This is a genomic window from bacterium (assembly GCA_020440705.1).
Classification (GTDB): Bacteria; Krumholzibacteriota; Krumholzibacteriia; order LZORAL124-64-63; family LZORAL124-64-63; genus JAGRNP01.
Genome location: JAGRNP010000034.1, coordinates 1 through 21,487 on the forward strand (window position 1 = coordinate 1; position 21,487 = coordinate 21,487).

General features: G+C 71.1%; 17 protein-coding genes. 11 read left to right on the top strand and 6 right to left on the bottom strand.

The window, feature by feature from the left end; translation table 11 throughout:
- Positions 1-1,185: glycosyltransferase (locus tag KDM41_07245; GenBank protein MCB1183211.1), on the bottom strand; the 1,185-nt coding region annotated here is incomplete at its 3' end.
- A gap of 199 nt (positions 1,186-1,384) precedes the next feature.
- Between KDM41_07245 and KDM41_07250 the strand changes: the two genes are divergently transcribed.
- The 11 genes from KDM41_07250 to KDM41_07300 all read left to right on the top strand — a co-directional run bounded on the left by KDM41_07250 (position 1,385) and on the right by KDM41_07300 (position 16,154).
- Positions 1,385-2,761: a HAMP domain-containing histidine kinase gene (locus KDM41_07250; protein ID MCB1183212.1), complete on the top strand. Its 1,377-nt coding sequence runs from the start codon at positions 1,385-1,387 to the stop codon at positions 2,759-2,761.
- A 686-nt stretch (positions 2,762-3,447) separates the two neighbouring features.
- Positions 3,448-4,368, top strand: a complete 921-nt coding sequence (locus KDM41_07255) for a hypothetical protein (protein MCB1183213.1) — start codon at positions 3,448-3,450, stop codon at positions 4,366-4,368.
- Between the two features lie 296 nt (positions 4,369-4,664).
- Positions 4,665-5,321, top strand: a complete 657-nt coding sequence (locus KDM41_07260) for a hypothetical protein (GenBank protein ID MCB1183214.1) — start codon at positions 4,665-4,667, stop codon at positions 5,319-5,321.
- Positions 5,322-5,440: 119 nt separating this feature from the next.
- Positions 5,441-7,684 (top strand): GreA/GreB family elongation factor, encoded by a 2,244-nt coding sequence (locus tag KDM41_07265; GenBank protein MCB1183215.1) that lies wholly within the window; start codon positions 5,441-5,443, stop codon positions 7,682-7,684.
- Between the two features lie 300 nt (positions 7,685-7,984).
- Positions 7,985-9,661 carry a Flp pilus assembly complex ATPase component TadA gene (gene tadA / locus KDM41_07270; protein ID MCB1183216.1) on the top strand — a complete coding sequence of 559 codons (1,677 nt, stop codon included), beginning with the start codon at positions 7,985-7,987 and terminating at the stop codon, positions 9,659-9,661.
- Positions 9,658-10,857, top strand: a complete 1,200-nt coding sequence (locus tag KDM41_07275) for a type II secretion system F family protein (GenBank protein ID MCB1183217.1) — start codon at positions 9,658-9,660, stop codon at positions 10,855-10,857. Before tadA ends, KDM41_07275 begins: the two co-directional genes overlap by 4 nt.
- An 8-nt stretch (positions 10,858-10,865) precedes the next feature.
- Positions 10,866-11,927 carry a type II secretion system protein GspG gene (locus KDM41_07280; GenBank protein ID MCB1183218.1) on the top strand — a complete coding sequence of 354 codons (1,062 nt, stop codon included), beginning with the start codon at positions 10,866-10,868 and terminating at the stop codon, positions 11,925-11,927.
- Between the two features lie 10 nt (positions 11,928-11,937).
- On the top strand, positions 11,938-13,434 hold the full coding sequence (locus KDM41_07285) for a hypothetical protein (GenBank protein ID MCB1183219.1): 1,497 nt from the start codon (positions 11,938-11,940) through the stop codon (positions 13,432-13,434).
- Entirely contained in the window at positions 13,434-14,036 is a 603-nt protein-coding gene (locus KDM41_07290; protein MCB1183220.1) for a hypothetical protein, read from the top strand. The genes KDM41_07285 and KDM41_07290 overlap by 1 nt, the downstream gene beginning before the upstream one ends.
- Positions 14,011-14,607, top strand: a complete 597-nt coding sequence (locus tag KDM41_07295; GenBank protein ID MCB1183221.1) for a hypothetical protein — start codon at positions 14,011-14,013, stop codon at positions 14,605-14,607. The genes KDM41_07290 and KDM41_07295 overlap by 26 nt, the downstream gene beginning before the upstream one ends.
- On the top strand, positions 14,604-16,154 hold the full coding sequence (locus KDM41_07300) for a hypothetical protein (GenBank protein MCB1183222.1): 1,551 nt from the start codon (positions 14,604-14,606) through the stop codon (positions 16,152-16,154). The genes KDM41_07295 and KDM41_07300 overlap by 4 nt, the downstream gene beginning before the upstream one ends.
- Before the next feature lie 86 nt (positions 16,155-16,240).
- On the opposite strand, the gene KDM41_07305 is transcribed toward KDM41_07300, so the two are convergent.
- The 5 genes from KDM41_07305 to KDM41_07325 form a co-directional block, all read right to left on the bottom strand.
- Positions 16,241-16,906, bottom strand: coding sequence for a prepilin-type N-terminal cleavage/methylation domain-containing protein (locus tag KDM41_07305; protein MCB1183223.1), 666 nt, complete (start codon positions 16,904-16,906; stop codon positions 16,241-16,243).
- A gap of 211 nt (positions 16,907-17,117) precedes the next feature.
- Positions 17,118-17,891, bottom strand: coding sequence for an SDR family NAD(P)-dependent oxidoreductase (locus KDM41_07310; GenBank protein MCB1183224.1), 774 nt, complete (start codon positions 17,889-17,891; stop codon positions 17,118-17,120).
- A gap of 14 nt (positions 17,892-17,905) precedes the next feature.
- Complete coding sequence (locus KDM41_07315; GenBank protein ID MCB1183225.1) at positions 17,906-18,484, bottom strand: SRPBCC family protein; 579 nt, start codon at positions 18,482-18,484, stop codon at positions 17,906-17,908.
- Between the two features lie 18 nt (positions 18,485-18,502).
- A complete protein-coding gene (locus tag KDM41_07320) occupies positions 18,503-20,485 on the bottom strand; it encodes a S9 family peptidase (GenBank protein ID MCB1183226.1) in 1,983 nt (660 codons plus the stop codon).
- Positions 20,486-20,711: 226 nt separating this feature from the next.
- Positions 20,712-21,437 (bottom strand): PepSY domain-containing protein, encoded by a 726-nt coding sequence (locus KDM41_07325; protein MCB1183227.1) that lies wholly within the window; start codon positions 21,435-21,437, stop codon positions 20,712-20,714.
- Between the last annotated feature and the right edge of the window lie 50 nt (positions 21,438-21,487).

Sequence of the window (21,487 nt, forward strand, 5' to 3'; positions counted from 1 at the left end):
CGCGGCGTCGCCGTCGAGCGCGGCCGCCCGGCGCAGGCCGGCCAGCAGCCCGTCCGGGTCGCGGTCCGGGACGATGATGCCGGTCACCCCGTCGTCGATCATCTCCGGAATGCCGCCGAGCCCGGTGCCGACGAGGGGCCGGCCCGACGCCAGCGATTCGAGGGCCGCCATGGGGCCGTTCTCGTAGCACTCCGAGGGCAACACGGTGAACCGCGCCCGGGCGAGCGCGGCCCGCAGACCGTCGAGATCGAGGGAGCCGACGAACTCGACGGTCCGCAGGCCGAGCTGGGCGAGGCGGGCCCGCATGTTGCCCTCGCAGGGACCGGTGCCGGCGATGCGGAGGGTCAGCGGCGGTTCGGCGATGGCGCCTTCGGCATGGCCGCGTTCCCAGACCGCCTGGGCGTCGAGGAGCGTGCGCAGCCCCTTTTCCCGCGAGATGCGCCCGAAGTAGAGGTACGAGTCCCGCACCGACCCCGCGTCCAGATGGCGCGGGTGCCACACGTCGAGGTCGACGAAATTCGGCAGGTGGAGCAGCCGCCCGGCGGGGAAGCCCCAGGCCGCGTACTTGTCGCGCAGGAAGCGGCTCGGACAGAGAAACGTCGCCACATTCCCCGTGTACAGTCCCCGCCACCGCTGGTGGGCCGTCTCGGCCGCCGCCAGCAGCGACGCGCCCCGCGACTCCTTGACGCAGCGGCCGAGCACCGCGTTGTGGAACCGCCCGCCCTTGCACCGCTCGCAGATCTCCCCGTCGCGCAGCATGTGGATCGCCGGGCACAGCAAACGCAGGTCGTGGAGGGTCATCACGACGGGTACCCGGTGCCGGGCCAGGACCGGCAGGATCGACGGGCTCAGGTGGTGGTAGACGTTGTGCAGGTGGGCCACGTCGGGGCGGGCCTCGCGCAGCAGGGCGTCGAGATTGCGGGCGGCCTCGCGGTTCCAGAGCAGGGACAGGGCGTCGCCGATGGCGCCGCCGCCGTAGCTGGCGTGGGAGTAGTCCCGCGCCCGCACGAAATAGCGGTCCCAGGGACTCGGGCGCGCGTGCTCGTCGGCCATGGCGAAGGGGACCACGTCCCAGCCCGCCGCGCGCAGATCCTCCTCTTCCTGGACGAGGTAGCGCCCGACGCCGCCCGCCGGGCCCACGTCATGGTAGAACTTGTTGACCAGCAGGATCCTGCGCCGCGCCATGTCCGCCTTTCGGGAATCGAGGGGCCCGGACGCCGTGTACCGGGCCCCGATCGGACCATGATCGGACCCCATCAAGAAAACTTCAACCCTCGTGGGAACTTGCCGATACCTCCGGGGAACGGCCGGGGATGCCCTGCGGGGGAGTTCCGGCCCCTGCTGCACAACCAGGAACCTCCGTCCCGGCACGGAAAGGCCACCTTTGAGCGACATCACGGCGAAAATCAGCAAGGACACACGCACGCGCCTGCACACCCGTCTGGCCCCGACCGTCGTGGCGACGGCCCTCGGCGCGGGGGCGGCGGCGTGGTGGTCGGCGGGTCGCGCCGACCTGTTGCCGAACACGACGGCGGCCATCGTCCTCGTGGTGGCCGGCGCCGGTATGACCCTGGCCCACCTGCTCGTGGCGCGCCTCATCAGTCCCATCGCGCGCCGGCTCGACGCCCTGGCCGCCGACATGGCCCAGGTCGCCGCCGGGAACTACAGCCAGCGCGCGACCGACCCGCTCGACGACGAGGTCGGCATCCTCGTCCGCTACTTCAACCTCATGGCGTGCAGCCTCGAGGAGACCGACCGCGAGCTGACCGAAAAGACCAACCGCCTCGAGACCGCCCTGCAGAATCGCCAGCTCCTGGACCGCGCCAAGGACGACTTCCTGGTGCTGATCTCCCACGAGGTGCGCACGCCCCTGACCGCGATCATGGGCGGCGTCGACATCCTGAACGGGGTGGTCCGGCGCGCGGAGGGCGGCGATCGCGAAGCGCTCGAGCGGCTGAACGTGACCGAGGTGCTCAAGATCATCGAGAGCAACGGCCGGCGGCTGCGCGGGTTCATGAACGACGCCATCCAGATGACGACGATCCAGTCGAGCGACCACCAGCTCGACCTGCACCCCGAGCGGGTGGGCACCCTGATCGAGATGGGGCTCTGCGGCGTGCGCGAGATGGCGCAGCTGCGGGAGATCGGGATCCGCAACGAACTCGAAACCGTCGACGACTGGCAGGTGCTGTGCGACGCCCGCATTCTGACGCTGGCCTTCGAGAAGGTGCTGAAGAACGCCGTGGCCCACAACTACGACGGGGGCGAGGTCATCGTGCGCGAGGTCGACGCGATCCCGGGCGTGGACGACCTGGCGCACGCCGTCCAGGCCGAGGACATCCACCGCCTCATGAACCAGGAGTCGTTCTCGGCCTATCGGAAGCTGCCGATCACCTGGCGGGCCATCGAGATCTACAACACCGGCGAGGTGATCCCGGCCGAGCGCTGCGAGGCCCTCTTCGGCAAGTTCGAGCTGGTCGGGCGCATCGAGAACCACCAGCGCGGTTCGGGCCTCAGCCTGCCCATCGCCCAGGCGGCCGTGCAGCACCACGGCGGGCGCATCTCGGTGCACGGCGTCGGGCGGCAGGGCAACTCGTTCACCCTGCTGCTGCCGACCGTCGCGGCGGGTTCAATCGAGAAGGCGGGGAACCGTCTCCGCCGCCGGGCCCGTCACCTGGAGGTCGGCGAGATGGGAGACGCCGCTCCGCTCGAGATTGAACTCGACCACCAGCCCGCCGGCACGCCGGGCCGTTCCCACTAGGCCGGCGGCCGGATAGACGGCGCCCGCCGTCCCGATCACCAGCAGGATCCCGCCCGCCGCCGCCGCCGCCGCGGACGCCGCGGCCACCTCCGGCGCGATCGCCTCCCCGAACCACACCACACCCGGCCTGAGCAGGCCGCCACATGCGTCGCAGCGCGGCGGCAGGGGCAGCGGCACGCGCCGGTCCTCGGCGCTGCGCCCGCAGCCGGTGCAGCGCACGGTCCAGATCGACCCGTGGTACTCGAGCACGTGTCCGCTGCCGGCGGCCTGGTGGAAGCCGTCGACGTTCTGGGTGACCACCGTCACCGGGCCGCGGGCCTCGAGGGCCGCCACGGCCGCGTGGGCCGCATTGGGGGCCGCCGCGGCGATGAGTCCGCGCCGCCAGTCGTACCAGCCCCACACGAGCTCGGGGTCGGCGGCGAACGCGGCGGGAGTCGCCAGCTGCATGGGACTGTAGCGGGACCACATGCTGTCGTCGCCGCCGCGGAAGGTGGGGATGCCGCTCGCGGCGGAGATGCCCGCGCCCGAGAGCACGGTCACGGCGGCGCCGGCGCGCAGACGCTCGCGCACGGGCTCGAGGGCGGAAAGGTCGGCCATGGGGGCTCCCGGGGTTGCCGGACCACCGGACTGTCCGGATAATGGGCGACCATAACCCCATCCCGCTCCCCGCACCACGAGGATGTGCCTTGTTCCGACGCCTGCTGCCCGCCGTCCTGCTGATCCTGGCCGGCGTTTCCGGACCGGGTCGTCCCCCTGCCGCCGCGGCGACCGAGACGCCCGCGGTGCGATTCGAGGTCGACACGCCGGGCGCCCGGGCGGTGGCCGAGGAGTGCGCCGCCCTCTGGCGCACGGAGGGGCCCCGCCTGGCCGCGCGCCTGTTGCCCCGCGGCACCTCGGTGGACACGGTCACCTGCCTCGTGCTGGGCACCGACGCCTTCCGCCGCACCTTCGGCGACGCCGCGCCGGACTGGGGCGTGGGGCTCGCGCTGGGCCACGGCCGGCTGGTGGCCATCGACCACGCGCGCCTGCCGGCGGTGGGCCGCGGGGTGCGCGAGGTCTTCCTGCACGAGATGGTGCACGCCCTGCTCTTCCAGGGCGCACGCGGTGCCATCCTGCCCACCTGGTTCCACGAGGGGACGGCCATGCACCTGGCCGGCGAGTGGCGCTTCGTCGACACCGTCTCCCTCGTCCTGGACGGCCGCGTGCCCGACCTGGCCACGCTGCAGGGACCGTTTCCCGGCTCGGCCCACCGCGCCGACCGGGCCTACCGCACCAGCCTGCTGGCCGTCGAACGCCTGCTCAAGCGCCACGGGGACGACGTGCTGGTCGGACTGGTGGGCGAGTCCGCTGTGCGAGGTCAGTTCGCGCCGGCCTTCCAGGCTGTCACCGGCGAGTCGGACACGGCCTTCGCCGCCGAGTTCGCCGGCGCCATGCGGCTGCGCTTCGGCTGGGCGGTGCTCATGACGCGCTGGCCCGGGCTCTTCGTGCTGCTGGCCGTCGCCTTCCTCGTGGGCGGGGCCCGCAAGCTCGTGCTGGCGCGCCGGCGGCTGGCGGCCATGGAGGATCCGGATTTCCGCCGCGACGAACCACCGACTTCGTCGCACTGATAGTGAGAACAATTTTCTCCCGGACGCCGTGCATTTAGCCCGCCCGCAGCGGGCGAATTGGGCCCGAATCGGCGTCCCCCGGCCCCCGCAGCGCCCTTGACCCGGCCCCGAACCCGCCACGGGGCCTCCGGGGCGCCCCGAATCGGCCCCGGATCCCGCCATTCCCCGTTCTTTCCCTTCCTGCCGCACGAGGGAGCCCGCTTGGCACCGCGGTTGCAGTTTCGGGGCAAACTGGAATCGATGATCCGATTTGCAAGACCAGGCGAACGGACAACACCAGCGGGAGAAGCAGCATCGTGAAGTCGCACATCATCCGCATCATGCTCATCGTGGTCCTGGGCGGCGCCCTGGGGACCGGCGGTGCCGAAGCCCAGAACGTGAACTACGATTTCCACTGGAACCCGAGTCCGGAAGTCGACTCCCAGGGCAACTCGCTGCCCGCGGCCGTGGCCTACCAGGTCTACGTGAAGCGGGGCAGCGCGCCCGAGGAGCTCGTGGCGACGGTGGCGGACACCCTCTACACCCTGTCGGCCGAGCCCGGCGTGGTGCAGCGTCTGCTGGTGCGCGCGATCGACGCCTCGGGGCGGACCTCGCTCATGAGCCCCGCCAGCGATCCGATCTACTTCGAGTCCTTCGAGCAGGACCGCGGCGGCGACGAGATGCCGCCGGTGGCCGAGATCCGGCGCAACTACCCGAACCCGTTCAACCCCGAGACGCGCATCGTGTACGGCGTGCCGGCGGGCGTGACCGGGGACGAGGCCATGCGTCTGGAGATCTACAACGTGCAGGGTCAGCTCGTGCGGCGCCTCGACGTCGACCCGACGCCGGGCTGGCACGAGGCGGTCTGGGACGGGCGCAACCAGAGCGGATCGGTGGAGCCGACCGGCATGTACCTGAGCCGCTTCAGCGTGGGCAGCATGGTGTCGACCAACAAGATGACGATGATCAAGTGACGGCCCGGGGCCCGGTTCGCCGGGCCCGCGGTCGGGATTCTTTCCCAAACGCGAGAAAATTGCTATTTTAGCCCCTCGTTTTTCCGGAACGAGGGGCTTTCGTCTTGCAGGGGTAGAAGATGACCGAATCGACCGCCGGGGGACCTTCCCTCATCAAGCTGGGAAAGATGGCCAACACCAAGGAGTTCGATAAGCTTGCGGACGCCTGGCACGAGGCCCTCGGGCACCCCGAGTACTCCTGGAAGGAACTCGTGCCCATCGCCGGCCAGGTGGGGCGCCAGAACGCCGTCGACCGGGCCGAGCCCCTGATGATCAGCCTCGTGGAGTGGGTCGAGGCGAAGCGGGGGCCCGCCGAGGCCCTCGCGGCGGTGATCGACGCCGCCCGCCAGCTGCCCAGGGGCCACAAGCTCATCGACCACATGAAGCGGCTGTACGTGGCGGTCCATCCGGACTACGCCGAACTGCCCGGCCTGCTCGAGTTGCTGCTGCCCGGCGAGGACGGCCTGGACAAGGCCGTCGAGATGGTCGAGCGCTACACGCGGCTGCAGCCCGGGGCCTTCGCCCGCGAGAACACCTTCCTCGTGCCGGGCGTGGTCGAGACCGTCAATCCGGAGAACGGCGTCGTCGGCCTGCGCTTCGACGACCGGCGGGCCGAGTTCGGTCCGGCCACCATCGCCCGGCTGCGCCCGCGCCCCGCCGACGACTTCGCGGCCCTGGCCCTGTACCGGCCGGACGACCTGCGCCACACGGCCGAGAACGATCCGGTCGAGTTCGTGAAGATCGCCCTGCGCTCGCAGCGCGAGGGTCGGCTCATGTACAAGGAGCTGAAGGGGGCCATCGCCGACCTGATGGGCGAGAAGGGCTGGAAGACCTGGTGGACCACGGCCAAGGCGGCCCTCAAGCGCGACGAGATGATCGGCATGAGCGCGGGCAGCCAGCCCACCTTCAAGCTGCTGCGTCAGGCCGACAAGTTCGAGGAGCGCCTGCGCCGCGAGTTCGATTTCGCCAAGACCCCGCTCGACAAGCTGGTCCGCATCATGGGCTACCTCGACGAGATCTCCCGCGAGGAGAAGGCGGGCACCTGCGACGGCTGCGCCGACGAGGAGCTGCTCGTGCACTTCGGCAACGGGGCGGCCAAGATCGCCGTGGCCGTGCTGAAGGAGCAGCCCGCCCTGTCGCTGGCCGGTCTGGCCCTGCACGCCGAGGTGGCCGCGCGCAACGCGCCGGTGGCGCGCCCGAACCCCAAGGCCGCGGCCCAGGTGGTCGGGCGCATCGACGACCTCGGCACCCTGGCCCAGGAGCTGCCCGAGGCGTTGCTGCAGCGCGTGCTGGCCTACCTGCAGCAGGCCATGCCCGAGCGCTGGGGCGAGGTGTGGGCGGCGGTGCTCATGCGCGCGGGCAAGCGCCTGTGCGACGCCATCACCCGCGGCCTGATCGAGGGCGGCCAGACCGACGCCCTCACCGCGGCCCTGCTGCGCACCGTCGAGCGGCCGACTTCGAGCCCCGACCTGATGGGCTGGATGTGGCGCTCCCGCTTCAGCTCGAGCCCGGCGGCGACGTACCTGAACGGCATCGAGGAGCTGCCGGTGGTGCGGGTGGCCGACGCCATGTTCGCCCTGCTCGACTCCATCGGGAACCTCTACGGCATGTCCCTGGAGGAGAAGCACCTCAAGGTGCTGGAGAGCGCGCGCGCGGCGCTGGTCACCCAGGGCACGCGCCCGCTGCTGGGCCTGATCGACGCGGCCGACCGCCGCGAGGCCATCCGCCTCAAGCGCCTCTTCGAGACGAACCAGGGCCTCAGCCCGGCCCAGCGCACCCAGCTGCTGGGCTACCTGCGCAGCCGCTTCGCCGACATCTTCGTCGAGGTGACCCGCGAGTGGGAGGACTCGGCGGTCATCTACACCACCGAGGACGGCCTGCGGCGCTCCCAGTCCGCCCTGAACTTCATCATCGAGGAGGAGATCCCGGCCGTCGCCAAGCAGATCGGCGAGGCGGCCGCCCATGGCGATCTCTCGGAGAACTCGGAGTACACGGCCGCCCTCGAGAAGCGCGACCAGCTGGCCAGCCGGGCCACCCGCATGGAGAACGAACTGAAGCTGGCCAAGGTCATCAACCACGAGATGGCGGCCAGCGACTTCGTCAACGCCGGCACCCGGGTCACGGCCCGCGAGTTGGCCAGCGGGGTCGAGGAGGTCTACACCTTCCTCGGACCGTGGGACACCGACACCGAGAACAAGGTGCTGAACTACCAGGCCCCCCTGGCCCAGGCCTTCATGGGCGCCAAGGTGGGCGACACCGTCAGCTTCGGCGAGGAGCCGGAGACGCGGCGGTGGGAGATCCTGGCGATCGGGCCGGCTGTCTGATTTCTGGTCACCGACCGGAGCGGTTTTGGGGGAAATCCTTGCCGCGTCCTCGCGGGTGGGCCCGAGTGGCCCGCCCGTTTTTATTTGATCTGATGTGCGATATCATCAATTCCTGTCCTTGTCATCGTTTTCTGCGTCAAAAAATCCGAGCTTCGACACGGTCGTTCGGCCCGGGGATTCCTGCCCTGTGGTCCCGGGTCCGCCCGCACGCCATGGTACGTCGATTGCAGACGGCGCCATGCAGATAACCGTAATCCGCCCGGCGGGGGTCCTCGCCGTGCGGTCGGCGCGGGAGTGGACATGGAGACGATCAAAACCAAGCGGCTCGGGCAGATCCTCATCGATGCCGGGTCGATCACCGCCGAGAACCTCGATCTGGCCCTGAAGGAACAGCGCCAGACGGGGGAGAAGCTCGGCATCACCCTGCAGCGCCTCGGCATGTGCACCGAGCGCGAGATCGCGCGCGTGCTGGCCGGCCAGGCGGGCGTGGCCTGCGTGGAGCTGGCGGGGCTCGAGCCCGGCGCCGAGGTGCTCGCGCTGGTGCCGCGCGACGCGGCCGAACGCCACAGCCTGGTGCCCCTCTCGCGGCAGGGCAGCCTGCTGCGGGTGGCCATGGCCAATCCGCTCGACCTGACCACCACCGACGAGCTCTCCCGCGAGACCGGCTGCTACGTGGAGGTCGTGCACGCGCCGGAGAGCGAGATTCGCGAGGCGATCCTGCGCTGGTACGGCCAGCAGGTGCACGACCGCGTCGCGTCCGGGCAGCTCGTCGAGGAGGCCCGGCAGGCCCTCGCCGAGGGGCGCAAGCTCGGCGAGGCCGACTCGCCGTTCATCCTGCTCGTCGATTCCCTGCTGCGCGACGCCGTGACCGACGGCGCCACCGACATCCACTTCGAGCCCGAAGAGAAGGTGATGCGGGTGCGCTACCGGGTGGACGGCGCCCTGAGCCAGGCCGCCGTGCTCCCGGTCGAGCTGCAGCCCATCGTCATCGCCCGCCTGAAGATCATGGCGGAGCTGAACATCTCTGAGAACCGCGTGCCGCAGGACGGCCGCATCCTCTTCGACGCCGGCCGCCGCAAGGTCGACCTGCGCGTCTCGACGCTGCCGATGATCCACGGCGAAGGCATCGTCTGCCGGATCCTGGACAAGGAGTCCCTCGTGCTGGGCCTCGACCGCCTGGGGATGCCCGCCGCCGTGGCGCCGGTCTTCACCCGCGACATCACGCGCCCGAACGGCATCATCCTCGTCACGGGCCCCACCGGTTCCGGCAAGACGACGACCCTCTACTCGGCGCTCAGCCACCTGAACAAGCCCGACACCAAGATCATCACCCTCGAGGATCCGGTGGAGTACGCCCTGCCGGTGATCAACCAGGCCCAGATCAACCTGGCCAAGGGCTTCACCTTCGCCAAGGGGCTGCGGGCGATCCTGCGCCAGGATCCGGACATCGTCCTCGTCGGCGAGATCCGCGACGCCGAGACGGCCCAGATGGCGATCCGTGCCGCCCTGACCGGTCACCTCGTCTTCTCGACGCTGCACACGAACAGCGCCGCCGGCGCCATCCCGCGCCTGCTCGACATGGGCGTCGAGCCGTTCCTGCTCTCGGCCACGCTGGTGTCGGTGCTGGCCCAGCGCCTCGTGCGGCGGGTGTGTCCGGACTGCGCCGAACCGGTGGCGCCGGCGGCGGCCGATCTGGCCCTGCTCGGGATCGGACCGGAGGATCTGGAGGGCGCGGCCCCCCGTGAAGGAAAGGGCTGCCCCATGTGCCGCGACACCGGCTACCGCGGCCGCATGGCCATCTTCGAGTACCTGCACGTCGATCCGGAGCTGCGGCGCCTGATCGCCGGCGGGGCCGAGTCGGGCGAGCTGGCCCGGGCGGCCGCGGCACAGGGCCAGCACGACCTGCTCCACGACGCCCTGACCCGCTACAAGGCGGGCCGGACGACCCTGGCCGAGGTGACGAAGGTGGTCGGATGAGGGAGTACCGCTACACCGCGCTGACGACGACGGGCCAGACGGTCTCGGGTGTCCGGCACGCCCGGAACGTCGAGGAGCTGACCACCGAGCTGCTGCAGAAGCGGCTCGTGCTGCTGCGCAGCCGCGTCACGCTGGGCACCCTGGGCAACCTCTTCAGCGCCAGCAACAGGGCCGCGGGCAAGGAGCTGCGCGAGTTCACGCGCCACATGGCCACCTGCCTCGGCGCCGGCATCCCGGCCCTCGCGGCCATCGGCGACTACCAGGGCGCCACCAGCGGCCCCTTCGCCGACGTGTTGGCCGACATCCGCGGCGACGTCTCGAGCGGCACCGCCCTGGACGAGTCGCTCGCGCGTCATCCCCACATCTTCTCGTCGCTCTACCTGGCCCTGATCCGGGCCGGTCAGAACTCGGGCAACCTGGACGAGAGCTTCGGCGAGCTGGTCGAGTACCTCGACTGGAACGAGGACCTGCGCAGCCAGACCCGGCAGGCGATGATCTATCCGGCCATGCTGCTGATGGCGATCATCGGGCTCTTCCTGCTGATGATGCTCTTCGTGATCCCGCGCTTCGAGGAGATCTTCGCCTCGGCCCGTTTCGAGATGCCGGCGCTGACCCGCAACGTCCTCGCGTTCGGGCACTGGCTCGGGCACTGGTGGTGGCTGCTGGGGGGCGCGGCGGCGGGGCTCGCCGCGGCGGCCTCCCTCGTGTTCCGCACCGAGCGGGGCGCCTGGCAGCGCGACCGCCTGCTGCTGCGGATCCCGGTCTACGGCACCTTCCGCAGCAAGCTGGCCCTGTCGCGCTTCAGCAAGACCTTCTCGCTGATCTTCGCCTCGGGCGTCGACCTGCTGCAGGTGTTGAACCTGACCAGCGGCGTCGTGGACAACCGCGTCATGGCGGCCCAGCTGCTGGAGGTGCGGGCCCGCGTCGCCGCCGGCGAGTCGCTGCGCGAGGCCTTCCGGTCGGCGCACACCTTCCCGCTGCTCATCCAGCGCCTGATCGCCGTCGGCGAGCAGACCGGTTCGCTCGACACGTCCCTGCGCGCGGCGTCGCGCTACTACGACAAGGAGATCCCCCGCGACCTGAAGCGCGCCTTCACGGTCTTCGAGGGGCTGGTCATCGTCCTGCTCGGGATCCTGGTCTGCGTCGCGGCGCTGTCGCTGCTGATGCCGATCATGTCCCTGCGGCCCAACGTCTAGGCGGAGTCATGATGGTACGGGAGCGCCAACGCAACAGGCTCGGCAACCGGGAGGGGTTCACCCTGCTGGAGATCGTCATCGCCGTGGCGATCGTGGCGGTCATGGCCGGGGCCCTGGCCCCGCTGGTGTTCCGCCAGCTCGAGAAGGCGCGCGAGGACGCCACGCGCGCCGAGCTCGACGCGATCCGCGCCGCCCTGCTCGACTTCTACACCGACACCGGCCGGCTGCCCACCGAGGGCGAGGGGCTGGCCGCCCTGGTGGCCGATCCGGGCGTCGCCGGCTGGGAGGGACCCTATCTCGGCGACGGCACGCCCGACCAGGCCACCGCGGTGGCCGAGGACGCCTGGCACGCGTCCTACCTCTACGACCTCGCGCCGCACACGAATCCCGCCGGGGCCGCCGACGCGGTCGTCGCCAGCGGGGGCACGAGCCTGTCCGTGGACTCGGGCGCGGTGGGCGGCACCTGGAACTTCACGGCCGCGACCGACGACATCGTCGTCGCGGTGGTCACCGCCGCGGTCGATCGCGAGCGCCGGCAGGCCTGCGAGGGCGAGCTGGCCGTCCTGGGCGAGGGCGCCCGGCGCCATTTCGGCGACGTCGCGGCCTTCCCCGCCGCCGTGGCCGACCTGGCCGACGGCTACGTCGACCCCGGACTCGGCAACGACGCCTTCATCGACCCGTGGCGGAACGCGTACGCGGCCGCCACCGACTGGAGCGGCGCCCATCCGCCCACCTGGGTCGTGCGCAGCGCCGGTCCGAACCGGGTCGACGAGGCCGGCGGCGGCGACGACATCGTGCTCACGGTGGGCTCGGACGTTCCGGGCCGCGACACCACCGACTACCGGCTGCGCATCGCGCAGACCGTGCTGAACGGGGCGCCCGCCCTGGCCCTTTCGGGAACCTGGGCGGGGGGCGACCGCGCCGCGCTGGGCATGGCCCCGGTGTTCGACCGGGACGGTTGGGGGCGGCCCTTCCAGGTCAACGTCGCCAGCCGCAGCGTCTACTCGTCCGGCCCGGATGGCAACGTGGCCACCACGACCGACAACGTCCCGGTGGGGATCGGACCTTGAGGAGCGAACGTTGAGCAAGAAGACGGGATTCTGCCTGCACGACGACGGCGCCACGACGACGCTCGTCGAACTGCAGCCCATGCGGGGATCGTGGCGTGTCGAGACGTTCGCCCGGGTCGCGTCGACGCCGGGTCCGGACGCGGCCACCGTGGCGCGCATCCGGCGCTCCCGGCCGTCGGTGGTGGTCATGGTGCCCGACGAGGTCATCCGCCACGCCGTCGTGACGCTGCCCGCCCTGCGGGGCAAGGCCCTCGAGCGGGCGCTCGCCGGCAGCATCGCCCGCGACCAGGGCGGCGAGGCCCACGACTGGCGCCTGGCCTACCGCAGCCTCGCCGAGGTGGAGAAGACGCGGGCGGGTGCGCGCCAGAACCAGTTCCTGGTCTTCGCGAACCGCGCCGAGCTGGCCGCCGGCCTCGATCCGCTGGTGGCCCGGGGCATCGCCCCGACGGGCGTCCAGGCCGAGTACCTGGCCCTGGACCAGTTCTTCCGCCGCCACGGGCCGGAGCTGGCCGAACTGAAGGCCTGGAACCTGGTCTTCGTCGGCCGCCGGCGGCAGTTCCTCGTCATCGGGACCCGTGAGATCCCGCTCCTGGTGCGGCCCCTGCCGGAAGACCTTTCCGGCGGCGCGAACCGCGACGAGTACGTGGGCCGGGTGGCCACCGAGATCGAACGCTCGCTCCACTTCGCCCGCCAGATCGATCCGGCCCCGGACATCGGGCGCATCGTCATCGCGGGCGATCCGGCCATGGTCGCGCCGCTCGTGGCGCAGGTGGGCGGGCACGGCGACACGCCGGTGGTCGCCTGGGACCTGGCGCAACACTTCACCACGGGGCCCCACGACGTCCAGCCGGACGACCTGCTGCTCCTGGCCGGGGCGGCGCTGGGGCTGGGGCGCCTCGAGTTCGACCTGCTCGAGCGGCGTTCGCGCTGGCGCCTGGGACGCGAGTCGCGGCGGCGCCTGCAGGTGGCGTCGGTGGCCGCGGCCACGGTGGCGCTGCCGCTGCTCACCGCGGGCGGCCTGCTCACGGCGCGGATCCAGCAGTCGTACCTGGCCGAGGCGCGCGGGCGTCTGGGCGAGGCCACCGAGCGGGCCCGGGCCGCCGAGGCGGTCTACGCCACGCAGAAGGTGCTCCTGGCCCGGGAGAACCGCATGGCCGAGGTCGCCGGCGACAAGCCCGACCTGGAGGCCGTGCTCGTGCGCCTCGCCGACCTGACGCCCGACCCGGTGACCTTCGACGCGGTGACGGTCCAGGAGCGGTCGAGCAGCCACTTCCTGCTGACCATCGAGGGGACCAGCGCGGCCGCGACGAGCGCCGAGGCCCAGGCCGCCTTCATGACCTTCCTGGCGAATCTCGACGAGGCCAGTTTCCTGCTGCGCCGCTCCGAGCCGCGCCTGCTGCGCCTGATGCCCGCGGAGAGCGCGCGGTCGGACCGGCGCACGAGCCGCTTCCAGATGGACCTGATCCTCAAACGGCGCACGCCGGAGCCCGAGGGGGAAACGCTGTGATGACGAAGTTGACGGGGATCCGCACCTGGGCCGCCGGTCACCGCTGGCTCCTGCTGGGGGTCTGGGTCGCGCTGCTGCTGTGGGCGGGCTTCGCGACCTGGCTGAAGGTCGCGGGGCAACACCGGGAGATCGTCGAGCTCGAGACGCGGCTCGCCGACCTGGACCGCTGGAACGTGGCGGGCCTGTGGCTGTCGCGCAGCCTGGCCGGCCGCGAACGCGACGTGGCCCGGCGCTGGGACGAGCTCTTCCCCGGCGAGCGGAACCGCGAGGAACTCTTCCTGGCCCTGGCCGGCATCGCCGACAGCAGCGGGGTGCGGGACTTCGAACTGGCCGAGCGGGTGGTGGCCGAGGCGGAAGCGGTCACGGCCGACGCTGCCGACGACGACATGATGATGGACGAGCCGGACCAGGCCCCGGTCGAGAGCTTCCGGGTCGCGGCGCGCTTCCGCGGCCACTACGGCCAGGTGGCCCGCTTCCTCGGCGGTCTGAACGGGATCGAACGGGCCGTGAGCCTGCACAACCTCGCCATCCGGCCGTCGCTGGACGTGGTCGAGGTCGAACTGGAGTTGGACTTCTATGTCAGCAAACGCATCGATTCTTAGCCGCCGCCCGGTCATCGCGGTCGTGCTCGTCCTGTTGGCGGTCGTGGTGTGGGCGAACGCCCGCACCTTCGGGCCCCGCCGGGTCGCGAGCCGGGACCGCCACGTCCGGGTGCAGGCCGCGCCGCCCTTCCCCACCGACGTGGGCGAGGTCCTGCGGCGGGCCGACGCGTCCCCGGGCGCCGAGGCGTCGCGGGCCCCCCTGCCGGACCTGCGCCGCGATCCGTTCGTCTACGGCGCGGCGGCCCCGGCGACCGTGGCCGTGGCGAAACCGGAACCGTCCCGCCGGGCCGCGCGGTCCGGGGAACCGGTCTGCGAGGCGGTGTTCCCCGGCGGACGCGATCCTCTCGCGGTCATCGGCGGCCGGCCCTGCCGCCTGGGCGACCGCGTCGAGGGCTGGACCCTGGTCCATATCGGCATCGACGGCGTGCGCCTCGCGCGCGGCGACCGCGAACGGCAACTGAAGGTTGGAGAGACGACGGACGTGGCGACCCATCATCTGGTCACCAGCGTGCGAAGCGACGAACAGGGAGGCCGGACGCGTCTGGCCGATCCGGAAAGGAACGATCCATGACCCGCAACCCCGTTTCCCGCCGCGGACGGATCCCGGCGATCCTCCTGGCCGCGCTGCTGCCGGTGCTGCTCGGCGGTGTCCCGACCGCGGCCCCGGCCGCCCCGGCCGCCGCCGACGCCCCGGCGCCGGCGTGGGACGCCGACATCCCGCCGGTGACCCTCGTGACCAACGGCTGGGTCGACGTCCGCGAGATCCTGCGTCACGTGGCCGAGAACACCGGCCTGGGCCTGCAGATGGCCCCCGACGTGTCGGGCCAGGTGAACGTGCACCTGGAGAAGGTGGCCGCGGGCAAGGCCCTCGACGCGCTCACCGATCCGGTCGGTCTGGGCTACGAGGTCGTCGACGGCGTCCTGATCGTCTACCGCGACATGATGGTCTCGCGCTGGCTCACCTTCGACTACCCGGTGACCGAGCGCCAGGGCCGCGGCGAGCTCGAGGTGAGCCCGAGCAGCGAGGGCCTGACCGGCGGCTCGTCGGGCGGCTCGTCCGGCGGCGGCGACGGCGAGAACCAGAACAGCAGCAACGTGACGAGCAGCACGGTCATGTCGGTGTGGCCCCACGTGGTCGAGGCCCTGGCGGCCTCGATCTTCCCGGGCGACTACGTCGAGCGTTCGCGGGGGAGCGGGGCCGACACGCCGGCCCTCAACGCCTTCGATGCCGACGGGCGCATGCTCGTGGTGCACCCCATGGCCGGCCTCGTGCAGGTGACGGCCGAATCGGCCCGGGTCGAGCGGGCGGCCGAGCTGCTCGAGCGGCTCAAGGAGTCGCTGCTGCGCCAGGTCGCCATCGAGGTGCGCATCATGGAGGTGTACCTGAACGCCGACACGCAGACGGGCATCAACTGGTCGACCCTGCTCGACGGGGAGTTCCAGGCGAACCTCCAGAGCCTCGACACGGCCGCCAACATCGGCCAGGAGTTCCTGCAGCTGAAGGTCGACTCGAAGCACGTCAGCGGCGTCATGCAGGCCATCAGCACCAACGGCGAGCTGCACACCGTGAGCACGCCGCGGGTGACGACGCTCAACAACCAGAAGGCCATCGTGCGCGTGGTGCGCGAGGACGTGTACTACCTCTCGGAGGTGGAGCCCGTGATCGTCACCAACGGCGTGGCCACCGAGCCGGTCATCAACTACACGCCGGTCTCCGTGCCGGTGGGCGTGGTGCTCGACGTGACGCCGCAGGTGGGCCGCGACCGCATGATCACCCTGAACGTGCACCCGACCATCTCCGACGTGGTGGGCACGGCCGTCAGCCCCAACGAGGACACGGCGCCGATCCTGTCGGTGCGCGAGCTCGACACGGTGGGCAAGGTGCGGGACGGCGAGACGCTGATCATCGCGGGCCTGATCTCCAGCCGCGAGAACCGGGTGCGCAGCGGCGTCCCGGTGCTCAAGGACCTGCCCCTGCTCGGCTACCTCTTCGGCAGCACCTCGGTGCGCAAGCAGAACATCGAACTCGTGGTGCTGCTCACGCCCCGCATCATGGAGGGCGCGGCGGCCGACGCGGTGGCCCGCACCACGCGCGAGGAACTGGAAGGCCGCATGTAGCGGCCGCCGGCGGGAGTCGGGACAGGGATGAAGGAACGAGGCCCCGCGCGATCCGCGCGGGGCCTCGTGGCGTCGGAACGCCGGGGCTAGCGGATCGTCACCACCGAGCCGATGTCGTCGCCGAGGATCTCCTCGACGGTCCCGTCGGCGAAGGCGGTCTCCCAGGTGCCGTTGGGGCCCGGGCTGAGCACGAGCACCTTGTGGCGGAGGGTGCCGTTGTAGCCGCCGCCGGGCGCGTAGCGGACGTTGATCACGTAGGCGTTGCCCCAGGGATCGTTGAAGTCGTAGCGGTCGATGTAGGGACCGCGCCACGACTGCTGGCCGGTGGTCGGCCAGTCCTGGTTGTTCTGGTCGGCGCCGTTGCCGGTCAGCGACGAGTCGTCGTCCGGGTTGTTGTAGTAGAGGTAGTCGCCGAGGGGCTTGGTCGTGCCGTAGGTGCCCCAGCGGCCGGCGTTCTGGCCGTGACCGGCGCCGGTGCCGGTGGCGACGCTGGTGCTGCTCGTCACCCGCGCGACGCCGTTGCCGGACGGGCCGTTGACGTTGGTGTACGGCCAGGTACCCGTGTCCTTGTAGTAGCTGAGGACCGCGGCCGCGATGACCTCGGCCTCGTTCTCCGCCTTGGCGAGCTTCGCGTCCTCGAGGTGACGGAACACCATGGGGCTGAGCGCGGCGGCGAAGATGGCGACGATGGCCACGGCGATCACGATTTCGATCAGCGTAAAGCCTTGCCGATTCAGGAGCTTGCGGTTCATGAGCCAGATCCTTTCAAAGGGGTCCCCGGTCCGTGGGGCGTTCAAGGGACTTGCCGGCGGCCCTAACCCACCGGTTGGAGACGCGGTTCTCTGGCTCCATTTTCGGAAATTCCTCAGGTCGCTTTAGGGGAAAAAGCGAGGGGCGGGGTAGGCGAAAACGGGCGCCCGCAGGGGCGCCCGTCTTCATGTCCACGTAAGGGCGGGTTCCAGCTCAGTCGATGCCCCGCGGATGCGACGCGTACACCGCCGCCTGGTCCTGGGGCATGATGAGCATGTCCTGGATGTTCACGTGGGGCGGCCGCGTGGCGCAGAAGAGCACCGCCTCGGCGATGTCCACGGCGGTCAGGGGCGGGAAGTTCCGGTACGTCTGGCCGGCGCGCGCGGTGTCGCCGCGGAAGCGCACCTCGCTGAACTCGGTTTCCACCAGGCCGGGATCGACCGACGACGCCTTGACCAGGGTGCCGAGCAGGTCGATGCGCATGCCCTGGGTGAGGGCCCGCACCGCGTGCTTGGTGGCGCAGTAGACGTTGCCGCCGGGGTAGACCTGGCGCCCCGCCACCGAGCCGATGTTGATGACGTGGCCGCGGTCGCGGGCGACCATGCCGGGCATCACCGCGCGGCTCACCCACAGCAGGCCCTTCACGTTGGTGTCGATCATCTCCTCCCAGTCGAGGAACTTCCCCTCCTGGACCTTGTCGAGGCCCCGGCTCAGGCCCGCGTTGTTGACGAGGACGTCGATCTCCGCCCAGGCCGCCGGCAGGCCGGCCACCGCGGCGTCGACCTGCTCGCGCTCGCGCACGTCGAGCTCGAGCAGGTGGGTCTCGGTGCCGTGGGCCGTGGCCAGTGTGGCCGCCAGGCCCTCGAGGCGCTCGCGGCGGCGGGCGGCCAGGATGAGCCGCGCCCCCTCGCGGGCGAAGGCGTGGGCGCAGGCCTCGCCGATGCCGGCGCTGGCCCCGGTGATCATCACGATGCGGGATTTCAGCATGTCGCGCTCCCTGGTCAGTTGGCGGCGCCCGCGTCCGGTGCCGGTTCCGGCTCGCGGGCGTCGTCCTGCTTCTCGGCCACGAGCTTCAGGCGGTTCAGGCCGTCCTCGAACATGGGCCCGACCATCGGGTCCATCATGAGGCCGAAGTAGCGGTTGAAGGGGTTGGCCCCGTTGTCGCCGACCATGGTCCAGACGACCTCGGTGGCGCTGCCGGCCCGGTTGTAGACGATGGTGCTCCGCGACGGGTACTTGCCGCCGTCGAAGGCCATGTCGTAGGCGATGCCCCACTCGGGTTCGCTGCGGGTGAAGGTGAGTTCGCCCCCGCCGCTGTCGCCGCTCCAGCTCTGGTGCGCGCCCACGCCGCTGCGGAGCTCGCCGTAGGTGATCGCCATGGTCGGATCGGACTTGGCCCAGGGTGTCCAGTCGGGCCAGGCGTCGAGATCTCCCACGAGGGCGTGGATGCGCTCGGGCGCCGCGTTGATGGTCACGCGGCGCTCGACGGTGTACTCGCGCGGCAGCAGGAAGCCCACCGCCACGACCACGAGGGTCGCCAGCACAACCCCGATCAGGATCAGTCTGAGCACGGGTTTCATGGTTCGGTCTCCTCGGTCCTAGTCGAGCCAGCGCGTGAGCCAGGCCATGACTTCCTCGTGCCACTGGATCGAGTTCCGGGGCTTCAGCACCCAGTGGTTCTCGTCCGGGAAGTAGAGCAGCCGCGCCGGGATGCCCTGGCGCCGCAGCGCCGTGAAGGTGCTCAGGCCCTGCGTGTCGACCACGCGGTAGTCCAGGGCGCCGTGCACGACGAGGGTCGGCACGTGCCAGTTCTGCACGTAGTCGATGGGGTTGTGCTTGCCGTACCCGTTCCCCTCGGACCAGGGCGTGCCGCCGTGCTCCCACTCGGGGAACCACAGCTCCTCGGTGTCGAAGTAGGCCATCTGCTCGTCGAGGTTGCCGTCGTGGTTCACGAAGGCCTTGAAGTGGCGACTGAATTCCTGGCCGTGCATCCAGTTGATCATGTAGCCGCCGTAGCTGGCCCCGGCGGCGACGACGTTGCCACCGTCCATCCAGTCGTACTTCGCGAGGGCGGCGGCCAGACCCTTCTCGAGATCCTCGAGGGGCCGGTCGCCCCAGTGGCCGCTGATGGCGTCGGTGAACGGCTGGCCGTAGCCCGTCGAACCGTGGAAGTCGACGGCCACGGTGGTGAAGCCGGCGCCCACGTAGGCCTGGGGATTCCAGCGGTAGTGGAAGTCGTTGCCGAAGCTGCCCTGGGGGCCGCCGTGGACCAGGAAGGCCACGGGCCACTTCTGCCCGGCGGCGGCCTTCGCGGCGGTCCAGTCGTAGGGCTTCACCACGTAGGCGTACACCGTCTCGTTGTTCCAGCCGGTGAAGGTGAACTGCTCGGGCTCGCCCATGAGCGTGCGCGCCAGCTTCTCGCCGTTGAAGTCGGTGATCTGCTGCAGGCCCTTGCCGTCGGGCTTGATGGTGTAGAGCTCGGTGGGCGACTGCAGGTTCTGGTGGGCGAAGAGCAGGCGGCCGGCGAGCAGGCTGATGTTCGAGTTGCGGCCCATCTTCTGCACGAGGGCGGCCTTGCCCGAGGCGACATCGATCCTGAAGAGCGAGCGTTGGCCCAGGTAGCCGGCGTGGGCGTAGATGGTCTTGCCGTTGCCGCTGAACTTCAGGCCGTGGGGGCTGAGCTTCAGGCCCTCGAAGGTGAAGTCGATGCGGCGGCTGGCGCCGGTGGCCCAGTCCATGAGCTCGATGTGGTAGCGATCGGCCTCGAAGCCGGGCCGGTCCATGGCCAGGTAGCACAGGGTCCTGCCGTCGGGGGTGAAGAGCGGCTCGGTGTCCCAGGCCTGGTTGGCCTCGGTCAGGCAGCGGATGGTGCCGCTGCCGTCGACGGGCACGGCGTACAGGTCGTAGTCGGTGCTCCAGGCGGGCTCGCTGCCGGGCAGGATCTTGGCGGTGAAGACCACCTCGCCGGCGTCCGGCGAGACGGCCACTTCCTCCATGCCGCCCCAGGGGCGGGTGGGCACGTCGGCGTCGAGGTCCTTCATCAGGTCGACGGGCTCGCCGCCGGCCATGGCGTCCTCGCCCTTCAGGTAGAAGAGGTGCGAGCGCTTGCCGTCCTCCCAGGTGTCCCAGTGGCGGAACATGAGCTCGTCGTAGGTCCGGCCGGTGTGCTTCGCGGCCGCCTTCTCCTCGTCGCGGGCGACGGTCTCGGCGACGGTCATGCCGGGGTAGACCTCCAGCGAGAACAGGAAGCCCTGCAGCGCCGGCACGACCTCGAGGTTCGCCACGTCGAGGGCCAGGTCGGTGATCTGGCGCGCCTCGCCGCCCATGGGGTCGATGTTCCAGACCTGCGAAGAGCCGCCGCGGGTCGAGAGGAAGAACAGGGTGCCGTTCTGGCACCAGCGCGGGTTGAAATCGCCGGCCGGATCGGCCGTCAGGCGCTTGGTGGTGGCGCCGTCGACGCTGGTCAGCCAGATGTCGCTGCGCGAGCGGTTGGCCTCGACGTCGGGGGTGCTCACGGTGTAGGCGACCCACTTGCCGTCGGGCGAGACCTGGGGGTCGCCGAGGCGGTCCATGGCCAGCATGTCGTGGACGCTGAAGGGATGGGGGTCGTCGGCGAGGGCGGCGGTGGCGGCGAGGGCCACGACGGCGAGCAGCAGCAGACGCTTCAACAAGGTCGAACCTCCGGGGATGGCCGGGATGTGGGGGATGCGGCGTGGGAATCGGCGCCAATATAGCAGCCGGGCGGCGTTTTTGCGAGTGCGGGGGAGGCGGCCCGCTCCGGCGCCGGCCGCCGCGAGAGAGGGTCGCTCAGCTCCCGCGCGCGCCGCGTCGCCGCCGCGACCGCCGCCGCAGCCACAGCACCACCAGCCAGGCCCCCGACACGGCGAGCAGCCACGCCACCACCGCCGCGCCCACGAGCAGGGGGTGGTTGAAGTCGTCGCGGCCGCCGTAGTCCATGATGTGGAGCATCCAGAACACGTCGTACACCCGCCAGACGGTGTTGCGCCGGGCCACGACCTGACCCGTGTGCGGCGAGACGTACACCGTCGTGTGCCGGGAGTCGTCGAAGTCGACCCGCCACAGGGGCAGCTCGCGGCCCCGGATCTCGATGAGCGGCTCGGTCTGCTCGCGCACCCCGGCGACGGCGCCCGGTCCGGCGTAGTCCCGCCGGGCGACCTCGCGGGCCATCTCGGCCGCCAGGGGCGACAGCCGCGTGCCGGCGACGGCGTCGGCCAGGACCGGGCCGCCGGCGGACTCCAGGATGTAGACCGGCCGGTCGAGCCAGGTGGTCAGGCGGGCGCCCGTCAGGCCGTCGAGTCCGAGTTCGCGGGCCAGGGCGTCGGGGGCCTGCAGGGCGGGGGCGCCGTCCGGCAGTCCGGCGGGGTCCGGGGCGGCCACCCAGTCCTCGCCGCGCACCTTCTCCAGGGGCAGGGCGCTCATGACGAAGCCGCCGGTGATCCACAAGACGACCTGCAGGCCCACCAGCAGGCCGAGACCCTGGTGTGAAGAAAGCATGAGGCGCGAGATTTTCATGGACACGGTTCCCCGGGGTGAGCAGGTTGGAGGGCGCGCGGCCGGGCGGC

Excerpts from the sequence above, each read along its gene's own strand:
- KDM41_07265 (MCB1183215.1), top strand. The coding sequence starts at position 5,441 with ATGACCGAATCGACCGCCGGGGGACCTTCCCTCATCAAGCTGGGAAAG.
- tadA (MCB1183216.1), top strand. The coding sequence starts at position 7,985 with ATGGAGACGATCAAAACCAAGCGGCTCGGGCAGATCCTCATCGATGCC.
- KDM41_07275 (MCB1183217.1), top strand. The coding sequence starts at position 9,658 with ATGAGGGAGTACCGCTACACCGCGCTGACGACGACGGGCCAGACGGTC.
- KDM41_07280 (MCB1183218.1), top strand. The coding sequence starts at position 10,866 with ATGATGGTACGGGAGCGCCAACGCAACAGGCTCGGCAACCGGGAGGGG.
- KDM41_07290 (MCB1183220.1), top strand. The coding sequence starts at position 13,434 with ATGACGAAGTTGACGGGGATCCGCACCTGGGCCGCCGGTCACCGCTGG.
- KDM41_07295 (MCB1183221.1), top strand. The coding sequence starts at position 14,011 with ATGTCAGCAAACGCATCGATTCTTAGCCGCCGCCCGGTCATCGCGGTC.
- KDM41_07300 (MCB1183222.1), top strand. The coding sequence starts at position 14,604 with ATGACCCGCAACCCCGTTTCCCGCCGCGGACGGATCCCGGCGATCCTC.
- KDM41_07305 (MCB1183223.1), bottom strand. The coding sequence starts at position 16,906 with ATGAACCGCAAGCTCCTGAATCGGCAAGGCTTTACGCTGATCGAAATC.
- KDM41_07310 (MCB1183224.1), bottom strand. The coding sequence starts at position 17,891 with ATGCTGAAATCCCGCATCGTGATGATCACCGGGGCCAGCGCCGGCATC.
- KDM41_07315 (MCB1183225.1), bottom strand. The coding sequence starts at position 18,484 with ATGAAACCCGTGCTCAGACTGATCCTGATCGGGGTTGTGCTGGCGACC.
- KDM41_07320 (MCB1183226.1), bottom strand. The coding sequence starts at position 20,485 with ATGCTGGCCATGGACCGCCTCGGCGACCCCCAGGTCTCGCCCGACGGC.
- KDM41_07325 (MCB1183227.1), bottom strand. The coding sequence starts at position 21,437 with ATGAAAATCTCGCGCCTCATGCTTTCTTCACACCAGGGTCTCGGCCTG.